Here is a 15,752-nt window from a genome sequence, read left to right on the forward strand (position 1 = left end):
ATGAGCACCGAAGTCCTTGACTTGCGCCACAACGTCGCCGTTGCCACTGACACGCGCGCAGACAGCACCCCTCAGTACTGGGCGGTTTCGCGGCCCTACTTTGCAGCGCCGCGCCATGGAAACAAGGCGAAGTTCTATGTTGATGGCGAAGCGCTCTACAAGGACGTTGCCGCAGCGATCCGCAGCGCGCAGAAGTTCCTGCTGTTCGTGGATTGGCAGATGGACTTCGACGTGGAACTGGTCAATCGTTCCAATCCAAACCATCCTGGACGCTTCAGCCAGTTGATTGCCGAGCAACTGGACCGAGCCCCCGCGCTTGAAGTCCGGATCCTGCTCTACGACAGCGTGGAAAGCCCAGCCTACACGCACGAAAACGAGGTGCGTCGGTTCATGGAGTCATTGAACCGGAGCAATGAGCCGCGCCGCGTCCAAGTGGCAGTGCAGAAGCCCAGCACCGGCCGGGGTTGGGAAAACATCGGCTTTTCGCATCACCAGAAGCTCATCGTCGTCGATGGCAAATTTGCTTTCGTGGGTGGAATGGACATCACCTACGGACGCTGGGACAACGGCAACTTCGATGTGGTGGCAGACCCCTACCTGCACCGCATCAACGACATGTACAACCCGGGCCTTGCCAAGGGCCGTGAACTGACGGCCGAAGAGCATCGGTTGACCTTGACCAATATGGGGCGACCCCTGCCGGCCGGCAGTCGCCAACTGCCGGGTTTTGCCGAGCCGTACTACGTGCTCTCCATCCTGTTGGCGCGCGTCAAGGAGTTGTGGGCCGAGGGTAGAACCTGGAGCGAAGTGCTGGTCTTCATCGAGGCCCTGGAAGTCAACCGCAGTCTCAAGAAGTTTCTGCTGGAGAAGTACCAGGCCATGGTGCGCAAGCTGCAGGCGGCGCAAAAGGTCTACAACGACTACATGGCCAAAAAGCGCTTGGCGGGCCAGCAGATGCGGCAAGGGCGGGTTCTGGATGCCATCGGCACCTCGATGTCGGCCGAAGTGGATCTAGGGCGCATCGCCTTGCAGCACATGGCGCAAAAGCTGGATGCGATGAAGAAGTCGCTGCAGGAATCCTGGGAAGCCACCGTGGCCGATCTGGAGGCCAAGGCCCGGGACGCCACCTATTACGCCGAAGACCCGAGTCGCCTGGTGGATGACGCCAGACAGGCCTGGGAGGAAGTGAAGGCCTTGCCCGACTACTTCGATGCGCTGCACGCGCTGGAAGAGGGCTGCCAGCCCCGCATGCCGTGGCAGGACGTGCATGCACGCATCGAGGGTGCGGCGGTGTTTGATATTTACAAGAACATTGCGCGCCGCTGGAATCTCTGTTTCACGCAGGCGGACAACCGCATCGACGCACGGCGCCGTGCATCCACCCCGATGGACGCTGCCTTCCTTGTCAAGCATGGCGGCATGGCGCTGTTTGGCGACCTGCGGCAGCCCGACGGGCAAGGAGTCAGTGTGCAAATCGTGCGCTCCATGTCCACGCCGCTGGTGGAGCAGGAGCGTGCGCTGACAGCCAACCGCTACACCGGCGACCTCGAGGCCACAACTGGCGGCCCCATGAAGTCCGTGCTGGAAGCCATGATGAATTGCATCGCTTCCGCGCAAGCCTATGTCTACATCGAGACGCAGTTCTTCATCTCACAGTGCGGGGCGTCCGCCAAAGGCGAAGCGTCACCGGCCAATAACCCGATCGCCGCCAGCCTGGCCGCCCGCATTTCTCGGGCCATCGTTACAGGGGTTCCCTTCCATGTCTACCTGGTGCTGCCCGTCCATCCCGAGGGCAATTTGACGGCCGGCCCCGTGGCCAAGCAGCACTACTGGATCCTGCAGACCATCAAGCATGGGCGGCAAAGCCTGCTGCGCAAGATCTGCGAAACCCTGGCGCGCAAGAAGAAGGGTAGCCAACTCGCGAACATCAGCGAGCCCGAGGTTCAGGCCGAGATGCAGGCTGACGCCTGGAAGCCCTACATCACCTTCTTGAACCTGCGCAACTGGGGCCAGACCGTGCTGTTCGAGCGCGAGCCCAAGAGTGTGGGCGAGCGGGGTGGGGAGCGCATCCTGAGCAAGGAGAAGGGCCGCTTCATCATCACGGAGCAGATCTATGTGCACAGCAAGCTGCTGATCGTGGACGACGCCGTGGCCATCATCGGCAGCGCCAACGTCAACGACCGCAGCTTGAACGGCAATGGCGACTCCGAGATCGCGGCCGTCATTCGCGACAACGACAAGCAACTGGGCGTGGACCTGGGCAATGGCATCAAGCTCACTACCCGAACTTTTGCGCGCGACTTGCGCCTGGCGCTGTGGCGCAAGCACATGGGCTTGGAGATCAAGGACAAGGCGTTCATGCGCGCGGACCGGGAGGGCACCGACAACTCGAAGTCGGGCTTGCCGAAGGACAGGGAGTTGTCGTATCCGCCTCGGGAGGCGACTACTGATCTCCTACAGGGTTACGACCCTTTGAAGCCCGCTAGCGCGGCCACTGTTGGTGCGATCAGAAAGACCGCGGCAGACAACGCGCGGGCCTACGAAGAGGTGTTCCTGCACACGCCGCGCAACAGCATGCGCAAGTTCAGCGAGGTAGCCGACCGCTGGCCCAAGCGCATCAGCAAGTCTGGGGTGGCGACGGACGCGATCCGCAATGGGGTTCGGGTGGCCGCACCGGTCACCGCGGTGGCGGTTGGAACTGCGGACGCCGTGCTGCCGGTGCCCAGTCTTCCCAATCTGCAGTCCGTCACCCCCGACTTCGGCGCCGAGCCTCCAGCCCTGGCTCCGGCCTACATGCAGACCCCGCCCGTTCGGCCCGCAATTCACTACGCCGGCAAGGTGCACAACATGGAGAGGGCGGCAGATCACCTCCGCAAGCAAGTCACGGGCTTCTTCGTCGCCATGCCGCTGGACTTTGGGATTGACGAGAAGAACGAGTGGCTGGGGGGGCAAAAGGGCGACTTCCTCATCGCCGACATGGGCTCCCCGTCAGGTATCCCGAGCCGGGAGGCGTTCGAGGAGAAGCTGAAGATGGCCGGGCTAGCGCCCTCCGAATCCGGAACCCTCTCATGAAGAGGATGCTGGGTGTCGTGCTGGCACTTTCGCTGGCAGCGCCGGCCGTTACGGCGGCGTGCTTCAACTCGGAGTCCCTCGGCACCTATCCGGCGTCCGGGGTAGAGGTCTACTTTGACCTCCACTTCAATGCAGAAGCCGATGAAGGGCTGGATGCCGCACTCAAAAAGGCCGGCGCCAACCCGACGAACTTGCCCCTGTCCGGCGCGCTTCTTTACAAGCCGGACGACTATCCCCACAGGCCGCAGTTCGTCGGCTTCGTCCCACTGAACCACATGGATCCGACGCGCTACGACGCGAAGTCCTTCAAGGCAGGGGAATCTAGGGATCACTTCGCCGTGTTCTACGAACGCGATGCGCAAGGCAAGCGGCGCGTTTGTCGCGTTGAGGAGTGGAGGCTGCGGCATCCGGACCGAGAGCTCCAGCCTGAGCACGTTGACTACGTACCCATTTGGCGGGAACCCAGCCTGGCGCATGTGCCGGTGTTGAAGGCCATGGCGGCCAAGTACATCCCGCGCTTCATTTCCACCTTCCATTACGACGCGCAGGGGCGGCTGCGGGAATGGCGTCAGACCCGGATATGGGAGCCCCAGATCAACAGCCCTGAGCCCTGGAGAGAGAGAGCCGGGCAGCGCCAGTGCTTCTTCTACGGGCCCCAGGGGCGCCTGGAGCGCTTCGTCGCCGGCATGCGCAAGCTTGGCACGTCTTGCGCCGAAGTGGACAGACTGAGCGCCAGCTCGCAGTTCCTCTATCGCTACGACGCCAGCGGCCGTTACATCGGCTCGGTGCAGCAAATGGGCGCCTCTGAGGCAGAGGCCCGTGAGGGCAATCTCTGGAGCGAAATCTACCGACTGGAAACCCAGCCCGGGCATTGGGGCGAGGCCGAGTCCGACAACCTGTGGGGCTTGCGATGGGTCACGGGCCTGCCGCAGATCGAGAACGTGTCCGACCATCGGTTGCACGACTCGAAACTGGCTGCCATCTACCGCTTTCCGCAGCCCACCCCCACGTCGGTGATGGACGGCTTGCCGCACAGCGTCAAGGCCTACCGGCGCGTGCGCATCGGACCGGCCACGGCCTCCGGCACGGTGAGCGAAATGTTCCCGCCCAATGGCGGCATCACCGAACGCATCTTCTCCCGCAATGCGGGGGGCAATGTGTTCCGGCACGAACGCTTCAACGCACAAGGCAAGGTCTATCAGGTCATCAACGATGGCCTGATGAGCAACGACCCGAAAGAGAAGACGAAGATCTACGACGAGGACTGGGATGCGCTGGACCAGGCGCTGGCCCACCCGCGCATCAAGGTGCCGCGCGCGCATGTGCGCTTGCGGGTGTACGAAGTAGGGCCGGACGGCCAGCACCAGCTCAAGGCCCTGAGTTGGTCCAAGGCACTGCCACCGGAGGGGCCCAGTTCAGGCCGGGGCGGCCCACTCAAAGACCTGTTCAAGAGTGCAAAGAAGGCCTGGACCCAACGCGGCAAACCGCCCGAGAAGCCGCCCAGCGACGAGGAATTGCGCGTGCGCTACACCGACCTGCAGGGGCGGGAAATCTGGCGCGATTGGGATGCCTTTTTGAAGGCGACCGGCTTCATTGAGTTCGAGCAGGCGTTCTATCCGCACGGCCACCCGGTCGCCAAAGAGGCTCCGATCAATTGGAGTGGCCCGCCAATTCAGTAGCCGAGGCACGATGCGCAGCAGCAGGCTCTGGGCAAGTCCAGCAGCCAGCCCAAGGGTCAGAAGGATCAGACAGGACAGGACAGGGAGCGACCTGCTTAAGCCAGCGAGCTGGCGGGGCTCAAGGTGGTGGTGTGCAGTTTGGTCAGCTCGGGAGTGAAGGTGACAGAGCCCGAGGCTTAGGCGAGCACAACTGGGGCGTGAGCTTTATACGGCAGGGCCGCAACCAAGCCGATCGCGCCCTGCCGCTGGCTCTTGCGCCGGCACCTCTTCTTGACAAAACCACAGCAATGAGCCCAGTCCTTTCAGAATTCCTGCGCACAGCCACCCGCTTGGTCGGCGCCCTGCTGGCCCGCTCTTGATCAGAGCCCTTGCGGCTTGGATCGTCCATGTGCAGCCGTGCCAGAACTTCGGAAGCAGCTTCGAAGGCGCCTGCGCGTACGGCCGGCTGGCCACCGCGCTGATCATCGGGACGGCCATCGCATTTCGGGTCTTTGCCTGGCTGGGCTACCGGGTCCTGAGCCAGCGAAGCAAGGATTCCACGGGTGTTGGCGAACTCGCCCAGCCGCCAGTGGGATGGTGGCTGTTCTCCCTGCTGCCCTTCGCGTGGATCCTGCTGGGTGGCGACCGGTGGCTACGCATACCGGGCCCGCTGGACATCGTGCTGCTGGCCTTCTTTGTCGCCTGCTCCACGGTGATGCTGCACCGCTGCGGAGCGAGCCGCTGGTGGGTCCTGCTCGGCCTGCTGTCTCAACACGGAAAAGTACTTCTGATCGCCGTCGTCTGTTGGTACCTGGGCCAGCGCTCAGAGCGTAAGGCGAGAGCCAGCAGTTACATTGAACAGGATGCACCCACCGACTCCGCCCAAGGCGTTGCGCGCTAAGTTTGGCGAGTTGCCGGCGATGACCCAGCACGAACTTTCTTAGCCGGCAGCGGCCGGCCCGCACACGCCCGCAGCCTGACTCACCCCCGCCGCAACAACGGCGCCAGATACCGCCCCGTGTGGCTCTCGGGGTGCGCCGCCACATCCTCCGGCGTCCCGCACACCAGCATCCGTCCACCGCCGGCGCCGCCCTCGGGGCCCATGTCGATGATCCAGTCGGCGGTCTTGATGACGTCGAGGTTGTGCTCGATGACGACGATGGTGTTGCCGGCGTCGCGCAGCTGGTGCAGCACCTTGAGCAGCAGCTCGATGTCGGCGAAGTGCAAGCCGGTGGTGGGCTCGTCCAGGATGTAGAGCGTGCGGCCGGTGTCGCGCTTGCTCAGCTCCAGCGCCAGCTTGACGCGCTGGGCCTCGCCGCCGGATAGCGTGGTGGCGCTCTGGCCCAGCTTCACGTAGCCCAGGCCCACGTCCATCAGGGTCTGCAGCTTGCGCGCCAGGGCGGGCACGGCGTTGAAGTGGGCCAGCGCGGCTTCCACCGTCAGGTCCAGCACGTCGGCAATGGAAAGACCCTTGTAGAGCACCTCCAGCGTTTCGCGGTTGTAGCGGCGGCCGTGGCAGGTGTCGCAGGGCACGTACACATCGGGCAGGAAGTGCATCTCCACCTTCAGCACGCCGTCGCCCTGGCAGCTTTCGCAGCGGCCGCCGGCCACGTTGAAGCTGAAGCGGCCGGCGCCGTAGCCGCGCTCGCGCGCGGTGGGCACTTCGGCGAACAGCTCGCGCATGGGCGTGAAGAGGCCCGTGTAGGTGGCAGGGTTGCTGCGCGGGGTGCGGCCGATCGGGCTCTGGTCGACGTTGATGACCTTGTCGAACAGCTCCATGCCCTCCAGCAGGTCGAAGGGTGCGGGTTCGGTGTGGGCGCCGTAGAGCTTCTTGGCCACGGCGGCGTAGAGCGTGTCGTTCACCAGCGTGCTCTTGCCGGAGCCGCTGACGCCGGTCACGCAGGTCAGCAGGCCGACCGGGAACTCGGCGGTGACGCCGCGCAGGTTGTTGCCGCGGGCGTTGTTGATGACAAGCTTGTCGGGCCCGAAGGGGCGGCGCTGCTGGGGCACCTCGATGCAGCGCGCGCCGCTGAGGTACTGGCCGGTGATGGAGGCCGGGTTGGCGGCCACTTCCTCGGGCGTGCCTTGCGCGAGCACCTGGCCGCCATGGATGCCGGCGCCGGGACCGAGGTCCAGCACATGATCAGCGGCGCGGATGGCGTCTTCGTCGTGCTCGACCACGATCACGGTGTTGCCGAGGTCGCGCAGGCGGCGCAGGGTGGCGATCAGGCGGTCGTTGTCGCGCTGGTGCAGGCCGATGCTGGGCTCGTCCAGCACGTACATCACGCCGGTCAGGCCGCTGCCGATCTGCGAGGCCAGGCGGATGCGCTGGGCCTCGCCGCCGCTCAAGGTTTCGGCGCTGCGCTCCAGGTTCAGGTAGCTCAGGCCCACGTCGTTCAGGAAGCGCAGGCGGGCGTGGATCTCGCGCAGCACCTTGGCGCCGATCTCGGCCTTGGCGCCCTTCAGGTGCAGGCCTTCCACATAAGCCTGGGCGTCAGCCAGGGTCATGCGCTCGATCTCGTAGATCGCGCGGCCCTTGTCCTCGGGGCGGTCGGCGCTGTGCAGGTGCACATGGCGGGCCTCGCGACGCAGGCGCGTGCCCTCGCAGTCCGGGCAGGCCTGGGCGCATTGGTAACGCGCCAGGTCCTCGCGCACGGCGGCGCTGTCGGTTTCCTTGTAGCGCCGCTGCAGATTGGTGAGGATGCCCTCGAAGGGGTGGCTGCGCTTGACCGTGCGCTTGCGGCCGCTGGCCGATTCGCTCACGTAGGCGAACTCGATTTCCTCGTCGCCCGAGCCCTGCAACAGCACCTGCTGGTGCTCGGGCTTCAGGTCCTCGAAGGGGGTTTCGATGGCGAAGCCATAGTGCTTGGCCACACCCTCCAGCAGGCCGAAGGTGTAGGGGTTGCGGCGGTCCCAGCCCTTGACCGCGCCGCTGGCCAGGCTCAGCGACGGGAAGGCCACCACGCGGCTGGCGTCAAAGCCCAGCACCTGGCCCAGGCCCTCGCAGCTGGGGCAGGCGCCGGCGGGGGAGTTGAAGCTGAACAGGCGCGGCTCCAGCTCGGCCAGCGCGTAGCTGCACACCGGGCAGGCGAACTTGCTGCTGAACAGATGCTCCTGGCCGCTGGCCATGTCCAGCACCAGGGCGCGGCCTTCGGAGAGGCGCAGCGCCGTCTCGAAGCTCTCGGCCAGGCGCTGGCGCAGGGCGGTGGCGGCATCGGGCCCGAGCTTGACGCGGTCCACCACCACGTCGATGTTGTGCTTCTCGGTCTTCTTCAGCGCCGGGAGGTCGGGCGCCTCCACCGTCACGCCATCCACCCGGAAGCGCACGAAGCCCTGGGCTTGAAGGGCGGTGAAGACATCGCTGAACTCGCCCTTCTTCTCGCGCGCCAGGGGGCTGAGCAGCATCAGCTTGCTGCCCTCGGGCAGGGCCAGCACGGCGTCCACCATCTGGCTGACGGATTGCGCTTCGAGCGGCAGACCGTGGTCCGGGCAGAAGGGCGTGCCGGCGCGCGCGAACAGCAGGCGCAGATGGTCGTGGATCTCGGTGACGGTGCCGACCGTGGAGCGCGGGTTGTGGCTGGTGGCCTTCTGCTCGATGGCGATGGCGGGCGACAGGCCCTCGATCACATCGACCTCGGGCTTGTCCATCAGCTGCAGAAACTGGCGCGCGTAGGCCGAGAGCGACTCGACGTAGCGCCGCTGGCCCTCGGCATAAAGCGTGTCGAAGGCCAGGCTGGACTTGCCCGAGCCCGACAGCCCGGTGATCACCACCAGGCTGTGCTTGGGCAGGTCCACATCAATGGCCTTGAGGTTGTGGGTGCGCGCGCCGCGCACGCGGATCCAAGCCGCTTCACCTGCTGTTGCGCCTGACATTGCGGGGGTCTCCAGGGGAACCGGTCATCATAGGTGGGCGGGCTCCGGCGGGCCTGCCAGGGCGCGACGGGCGCGCGGTGTGGGCGGAATGGCACTCAGGTCATTCCCTGAGGGTGGACCCGAGCCTGAGGGCCGGCGGGCATGGCGCAGAATGGTTGAAGCTCCCTTCGTCACCCCTTGATGCTCACGCGTTTCAAGCTTTCGCTGCGCCAGTTGATCCTGCTCGCCGTCGTGGTGGGCATCGCAGCGCCCGCCTTGATCGTGTTGGCGCTGTCGGATGCCTTCATGCGCCGCAGCGTCGAACCCATCCTGGAAGGCCAGCGCGCGGCGGTGCTGAACCTGGCCTCGACCTCGCTGGTGGACCCGCTGTGGGTGCTGGACACCCAGGCCACCCAGCGCGCCATCGAGCAGCTGCTGGCCGATGTCAGCGTCTGTGCCGTCAGCCTGGTGGAAGACCGCCCGGGTGCCAAGGAACTCAAGCAGAGCAAGTGCGACCCCAGTTGGCCCACCGTGGAAATGGCCGCGGCGGTGCGCCGTGAGGGCGTGGTGCTGGGCACGCTCACCGTGTCCTTCGATGACGGCGCCACCGAGCGCCTGGTCAAGGAGCGCCAGACGCAGATCGCCGCCATCGTCGGCCTGCAGGTGGTGCTGGGCGGCATCATCATCCTGATGGTGCTGTACTGGCGCCTGGTGCGCCCCATCGATGTGCTGAAGCGCCAGGCCAGCGCCATCGCCGCCCGCGAGCCCCACCCGGTGATGGACTGGCACCGCGGCGACGAGCTGGGCGAGCTGGGCGAGCACCTGAACCACACCGGCGAGCAGATCGACGGACTGCTGGCCGACATGGAGGCCAAGAACACCCAGCTGCGCCAGATGGCGATGTACGACCATCTGACCCAGCTGCCCAACCGCACGCTGTTCCGCGAGGTCTTCACCCACGAGGCCTCGTTCGCGCGCCGCAACGGCCAGCAGCTGGCCCTGCTGTTCGTCGATCTGGACCGCTTCAAGAACATCAACGACACCCTGGGCCATGCTGCGGGTGACCGCCTGCTGCTGACCGTCAGCGAACGCCTGCGCGCCGCGGTGCGCGGCTCGGATCTGGTGTGCCGCATCAGCGGCGACGAATTCCTGCTGCTGCTGCGCGAGGCCGCCTCGGTCGAGACCGTGCAGCTGATCGTGCAGCGCATGCTGGGCTCGCTTTCCGAAGGCTTCGAGCTGGCCAGCGGCCAGCAGGCCACCGTCTCGGCCAGCGTGGGCGTGGCCATGTTCCCGCAGGACGGCGAGAACTTTGACGAGCTGGTGCGCCATGCCGACATGGCCATGTACCAGGCCAAGCAGGCTGGTCGCGCGCGCTACAGCTTCTACCAGCCGGACATGGACGCCGCCCTGGCCGCCCGGCTGGAAATGGAGCGCGAGCTGGCCGAGGCCATTCGCAGCGGCCAGCTGGTGCTGCACTACCAGCCCATCCTGGACGCGCGCAGCGGCACCATCAGCTCGGTCGAGGCCCTGGTGCGCTGGCAGCACCCGGTGCGCGGCCTGCTCTACCCCGGCACCTTCATCCCGGTGGCCGAGGACAGCGGGCAGATCCGCGAGATCGGTGCCTGGACCCTGGAAGCCGCCTGCCAGCAGCTGGCACGCTGGAAGACCATGGGCCGCCACCCGGGCTCCATCGCCGTCAACCTCTCGGCCAGCCATTTCCGCGATGCCCGTCTGATCGACCAGCTCAGCGAACTGATCCGCGCCTACGGCGTGGGCAAGGGCGAGCTGACCATCGAGCTGACCGAGAGCACGGTGATGAGCGATTCGGAGACCTCCATGCAGACCATCCAGGCCCTGCGCGGCCTGGGCCTGTCGCTGGCGGTGGATGACTTCGGCACCGGCTACTCCTCGCTCGCTTACCTGAAGCTGCTGCGCCCGCAAAAGCTCAAGGTGGACCGCAGCTTCGTGCGTGACCTGCCGGACGACCCGGACGACTGCGTGCTGGTGCGCGCCGTGCTGGGCCTGGCCGAGGCGCTCGATATCGATGTCGTGGCCGAAGGCGTCGAGACCGAGGCCCAGCGCGACTTCCTGCTCGCCGCCAACTGCAACCAACAGCAGGGCTATTTGTTTGCGCGGCCGATGCCGGCCGAAGAGCTCAGCGGCCGTTTGCGCACCTGGCCCTGAGTCTTTGAGCGGCAGCGACCGCACAATCGCGCGCCGCTTTCTCAGAGCCTCCCGTGCCCCTGACCTCCACCCTGGCCCGCTGGCACCGGCTGGCCGTCATCCTGCTGCTGGGCTTTGCCTCCGGCCTGCCGCTGGCGCTCAGCGGCCAGACCCTGCAGGCCTGGCTGACGCAGTCGGGCCTGAGCCTGGCCACCATCGGCTTCCTGACGCTGGTGGGCCTGCCCTACACCTTCAAGTTCCTGTGGGCACCGCTGATCGACCGCTTTGATCTGCCGCTGTTCGGGCGCCGGCGTGGCTGGATCGCGCTCAGTCAGGCCCTGCTGGCGCTGGCGCTGTGGGCGCTCTCGGAGCTGGATCCGGCGCAGCAGCTCGGCGCCTTCGCGGCGCTGGCGATCCTGGTGGCCTTTTTGTCGGCCAGCCAGGACGTGGCCTACGACGCCTACCGTGCCGACCTGCTGCCGCCCGCCGAACGCGCGCTGGGGGCCAGCCTGAACACCCTGGGCTACCGCCTGGCCATGATCGTCAGCGGCGGGCTGGCCTTCATCTGGGTGGACCCGGCCGCTGGCGGCGGCCTGAGCTGGCCGGAGGTCTACCGCCTGTTCGCCGCGCTGATGGGCGGCGCCGCGCTGCTCACCCTGCTGGCCAGCCCGCGCCTGGCGCAGGCCCTGCGGCCCGAGACGGATGCGCGCCGCGACCTGCTCGGCTTCGGGGCCGTGCTGGCCGCAGTGGGCTTCGGCGTGGCCGTCACCCAGCAGGGCGTGGCGCCGCTGCTCAAGCTCTGGCTGGCGCCCGCCACGCCGATGGGCGGCAAATGGCTGGACCTGCTGGTGCTGCTCGTCGGCCTGAGCCTGGTGGTGCCCATGGCGGCGTGGACGGCACGCCGCGCCCGCTTCGACACCCTGCTGGGGGGCCTGCGCGACTATCTGGCCCAGCCGGGTGCGGCCGCCATGCTGGTGCTGATCGTGCTCTACAAGCTCGGCGACGCCTTCTCGGTCAGCCTGCTCACGCCCTTTCTGCTCACCGGCGTGGGCTTCAGCACCGCCGAGGTCGGCGTGGCCAACAAGATCTTCGGCCTGTGGCTCAGCATCGGTGGCGCGCTGGCCGGCGGCGTGCTGATGCTGCGCCTGGGCCTGTTTCGCGCCCTGCTGCTGTTCGCGCTGCTGCAGGGCCTGAGCAACCTGGGCTACTGGTGGCTGGCCGGTGCGGGCCAGGGCCAGCTGGGGGCGCTGCAGGTGCCGGCCTTCGACTGGCTGATCGTCAAACTGGCCACGCCCACCTCGCTGGACGGCGGGCTGCTGATGGTCATCGCCATCGACAACCTGTGCGGCGGCATGGGCACGGCGGCCTTCATCGCCTTCATGATGAGCCTGTGCCAGCAGCGCTATTCGGCCACGCAGTTCGCGCTGCTCTCGGCGCTCAGCGCCGTGGGGCGCGTGTGGGTGGGGCCGTTGGCCGGCGTGCTGGCCGAAAGCCTGGGCTGGCCGGTGTTCTTCCTGGTCAGTCTGCTGTTCGCCGCCCCCGGCATCCTCTTGCTTTGGGCGCTGCGACCCCAAATTGAGCGCCTCGAACAACCCGCTGGCCCCTTGGCCGTCGACGATTGACGAAGAATTGCGCCCATGGAACACGTCCACCTTGAACATGCCCCGCGCTACGGCTTCGGCCGCTGCGATTGCTGTGCCAGCACGCCCGAGGGCGGGCGGCGCCTCTTCACCGGCCTGGTGGGGACCGGTGCCGCCGTGGCGGCCCTGCCGGCCTGGGCGCGCGAAGGCGTGCAGGTGGGCGAGCGCAGCAAGTTCACCAAGCTGGCGCCGGCCGAGCAGATCGAGGAAGCCGCCAGCCTGCAATACCGCCAGATGGTGAACGAGGCGGCGCAGAAGCGCGCCCTGCTGCCGCAGGACCACGCCCAGGTCCAGCGCCTGCGCTACATCGGCGCCCGCATGCTGCCCTTCACCGAGGAATGGAACCCCCGCGCCAAGCAGTGGAAGTGGGAGGTCAACGTCATCACCAGCCGCGAGCTCAACGCCTTCTGCATGCCGGCCGGCAAGATCGCCTTCTATTACGGCATCCTGGCGCAGCTGCAGCTCAGTGACGACGAGGTCGCCGCGATCATGGGCCACGAGGTGGCGCACGCGCTGCGCGAGCACGCGCGCGAGCGCATGGGCAAGACCACGGTGACCCGCCTCGGTGCCGGCGTCGTCTCCAGCCTGCTCGGCCTGGGCAATCTGGGCGATGCCGCACTCAGCATGGGCGCCCAGCTGCTGACCCTGAAGTTCAGCCGCGAAGACGAAACCGAGGCCGACTTGGTGGGCATGGAGCTGGCCGCGCGCGCCGGCTACGACCCGATGGCCGGCGTCAGCCTGTGGGAAAAGATGGGCCAGGCCGCCAAGGGCGCCCCGCCGCAGTGGCTCAGCACCCACCCCTCGGGCAAGACGCGCATCCAGGACATCCGCGCCGCCACGCCCCAGGTGGCCGGCCTGTTCGCCCGCGCGCCCAAGCCGGACCGCCGCTTCCCGCCCCCTGCGCCGCTGCCACCGGCCACCAGCCGCTGATGCAGCGCCGCCGCTGGCTGCAGGGCTTCAGTGCGCTGCCGGCGGCCGGCCTGGGGGCGGCCCCTGCCGCGCCAGGGAAGCGCCTGCGCGTGGTGGTGGACGTGGTCGAGACCGGCTTCGACCCGCCGCGCGTGTCCGACCGAACTTCGGTGACGGTCAACGCGCACATCTTCGAAAGCCCGCTCACCTACGACTACCTGGCCCGCCCGGCCCTGCTGCGCCCGCAAACGGCCGCCGCCCTGCCCGAGGTCAGCAGCGACTTCCGCCGCTTCGTCTTCACCCTGCAGCCGGGCATCTTCTTTGCGGACGACGAGGCCTTCGGCGGCCAACCGCGCGAGCTGGTGGCGGCCGACTACGTCTACAGCATCAAGCGTTTCTACGACCCGCAGATCCCCAGCGAGCACCTGCACCTGTTCGAAAGCGCCGGCATCCTGGGCCTGAAGGAGCTGCGTGAGGCCGCGCGCAAGGCCGGCCGCGCGCTGGACTACGACCGCCCCGTGGAAGGCCTGCGCGCGCTCGACCGCTACCGCTTCGAGGTCCGCCTGAAGGAGCCCGCGCCGCGCTTTGCCTACCTGTTTGCCGTACCCGGCCTCACCGGCGCCCTGGCGCGCGAGGTGGTGGAGCGCTATGGCGACGAGCTGCCCGCCCACCCCGTGGGCACCGGCCCGTTCCAGCTCAAGCAGTGGCGGCGCGGTTCGATGATCCTGCTGGAGCGCAACCCGCGCTTTCGCGAGCAGCGCTTCGACAGCGAGGCCCCGCCCGACGACCCGCAGGCCCAGGCCCTGGCCGCACGTCTGCGCGGCCGGCGCCTGCCGCTGGTGGACGAGGTCGAGGTCAGCGTGGTGCAGGAGGAACAGCCGCGCTGGCTGGCCTTCCACGGCGGTGAACTGGACGTGCTGGAACTGCCGCAGGGTCTGGCACCGGCCGCCCTGCCGGGCGGGCGCCTGGCGCCCTACCTGGTGCAGCGCGGCATCCAGGCGCGCCGCACGCTCGATGCCTCGGTGCGCCAGACCTTCTTCAACTGCAGCGACGCCGACATCGGCGGCCTGACACCCGAGCGCGTGGCCCTGCGCCGCGCCATCTGCCTGGCCTACGACAACCGCCTGGAGCTGGACCGCGTGTTCAAGAACCAGGGCCTGGCCGCGCAATCGCTGGTGGTGCCCGGCGTGTACGGCTACGACGCCAGCCTGCGCGGCGAGGCCGGCAGCGGCGACCTGGCGCGCGCCCGCGCCCTGCTCGACATCTACGGCTACCGCGACGTGGACGGCGACGGTTTTCGCGAGCACCCCGACGGCCGCCGCCTGACCCTGCGCATGGCCGGCCTGGCGGGCGACAGCCGCCAGCGCGTCATCAACGAGCTCTGGCTCAAGCAGATGACGCGCCTGGGCCTGCGCATCGAGTTCGAGATGGGCCAGTTCGGCGAGCTGATCAAGAACTCGCTCAACGGCCGGCTGATGATGTGGAGCTTCGCCTGGAGCACCAGCCTGCCCGATGCCGACTTCTTCCTCGCGCTGGGCTATGGGCCCAACGCCGGGCAGGCCAACGACGCCCGCTTCGCGCTACCCGCCTTCGACCGCCTGTACGAGCGCCAGCGCCAGCTGCCCGACGGCCCCGAACGCCTGGCCGACATCCGCCAGGCCCAGCGTCTGATGCTGGCCTACGCCCCCTACTTGGCGCACAGCCATGCGCTGCGCACCGATCTGACGCAGGCCCGCGTGTTTGGCCACCAGCGCCACCCTTTCACGCGGGATTGGTGGCGCTACACGGGTCTGGACTGATCAGCCGCGCCGCACCGCAGCGTCGCTGACGAAGGGGTTGCTGCGCCGCTCGGCGCCGAAGCTGCTCTCCGGCCCATGGCCGGGGATGAACACGGTCTCGTCCCCCAGCGGCCACAGGCGCTGGGTGATGGAGGCGATCAGCTGCTCGAAATTGCCGCCCGGAAAGTCGGTGCGACCGATCGAGCCGGCGAACAGCACATCACCCACGAAGGCGCGCTGCGCCGTGGGGCTGTAGAACACCACATGGCCGGGTGTGTGGCCCGGGCAGTGGCGCACCTGCACGGTCTCCTGGCCCAGCTGCACGGTGTCGCCATCCTGCAGCCAGCGTGTGGGCGTGAAGTGCTCGGCGGGCGGGAAGCCGAACATCTGGCTCTGCTGCGGCAGGCCGTCGATCCAGAACTGGTCGTCCGGGTGCGGGCCCACGATGGGCAGGCCCTGCTCGCGCGCCAGCTGACCGGTGGCACCGGCGTGGTCGATGTGCGCGTGCGTCTGCCAGATCGCCTTCAGCGTCAACCCACGCTGCTGCACGGCCGCCAGCAGGCGCGGAATCTCGCCGCCCGGGTCGATCAGCGCGGCCTCGTTCGTCTGGTCGCACCAGACCAGGGAGCAGTTCTGTTGGAAGTCGGTGACGGGGAGGATCTGGTAGCGGAGCATGGTGG

Annotated in this window: 9 protein-coding genes; 7 read left to right on the forward strand and 2 right to left on the reverse strand. The window is 67.6% G+C overall.

Going from position 1 to position 15,752, the window contains the following annotated elements; translation table 11 throughout:
• The 3 genes from I7X39_RS09710 to I7X39_RS09720 all read left to right on the forward strand — a co-directional run bounded on the left by I7X39_RS09710 (nt 1) and on the right by I7X39_RS09720 (nt 5,631).
• Nucleotides 1–3,072, forward strand: coding sequence for a phospholipase D-like domain-containing protein (locus tag I7X39_RS09710; protein ID WP_198110951.1), 3,072 nt, complete (start codon nt 1–3; stop codon nt 3,070–3,072).
• The gene (locus I7X39_RS09715; protein WP_198110952.1) at nt 3,069–4,751 is read left to right on the forward strand and encodes a hypothetical protein; all 1,683 of its coding nucleotides are present in this window, start codon (nt 3,069–3,071) and stop codon (nt 4,749–4,751) included. Before I7X39_RS09710 ends, I7X39_RS09715 begins: the two co-directional genes overlap by 4 nt.
• A gap of 388 nt (nt 4,752–5,139) precedes the next feature.
• Nucleotides 5,140–5,631 (forward strand): hypothetical protein, encoded by a 492-nt coding sequence (locus tag I7X39_RS09720; protein WP_198110953.1) that lies wholly within the window; start codon nt 5,140–5,142, stop codon nt 5,629–5,631.
• A gap of 80 nt (nt 5,632–5,711) precedes the next feature.
• Here the strand turns inward: I7X39_RS09720 and uvrA are convergent, their stop codons facing one another.
• Complete coding sequence (gene uvrA, locus I7X39_RS09725; protein ID WP_198110954.1) at nt 5,712–8,603, reverse strand: excinuclease ABC subunit UvrA; 2,892 nt, start codon at nt 8,601–8,603, stop codon at nt 5,712–5,714.
• A 180-nt stretch (nt 8,604–8,783) separates the two neighbouring features.
• Between uvrA and I7X39_RS09730 the strand changes: the two genes are divergently transcribed.
• Genes I7X39_RS09730 through I7X39_RS09745 form a run of 4 tightly spaced genes read left to right on the forward strand, consistent with a single transcriptional unit; the run spans nt 8,784 to nt 15,093 of the window.
• Entirely contained in the window at nt 8,784–10,766 is a 1,983-nt protein-coding gene (locus tag I7X39_RS09730; protein ID WP_198110955.1) for a putative bifunctional diguanylate cyclase/phosphodiesterase, read from the forward strand.
• Between the two features lie 53 nt (nt 10,767–10,819).
• Nucleotides 10,820–12,367 carry an AmpG family muropeptide MFS transporter gene (locus I7X39_RS09735; RefSeq protein ID WP_310739902.1) on the forward strand — a complete coding sequence of 516 codons (1,548 nt, stop codon included), beginning with the start codon at nt 10,820–10,822 and terminating at the stop codon, nt 12,365–12,367.
• A gap of 15 nt (nt 12,368–12,382) precedes the next feature.
• Nucleotides 12,383–13,315, forward strand: a complete 933-nt coding sequence (locus I7X39_RS09740; protein WP_198110956.1) for a M48 family metallopeptidase — start codon at nt 12,383–12,385, stop codon at nt 13,313–13,315.
• The gene (locus I7X39_RS09745; RefSeq protein ID WP_198110957.1) at nt 13,315–15,093 is read left to right on the forward strand and encodes an ABC transporter substrate-binding protein; all 1,779 of its coding nucleotides are present in this window, start codon (nt 13,315–13,317) and stop codon (nt 15,091–15,093) included. Before I7X39_RS09740 ends, I7X39_RS09745 begins: the two co-directional genes overlap by 1 nt.
• Here the strand turns inward: I7X39_RS09745 and I7X39_RS09750 are convergent, their stop codons facing one another.
• Entirely contained in the window at nt 15,094–15,747 is a 654-nt protein-coding gene (locus I7X39_RS09750; RefSeq protein WP_198110958.1) for an MBL fold metallo-hydrolase, read from the reverse strand.
• Nucleotides 15,748–15,752 lie beyond the last annotated feature (5 nt).

This window comes from Inhella proteolytica (assembly GCF_016093275.1).
Lineage (GTDB): Bacteria > Pseudomonadota > Gammaproteobacteria > Burkholderiales > Burkholderiaceae_C > Inhella > Inhella proteolytica.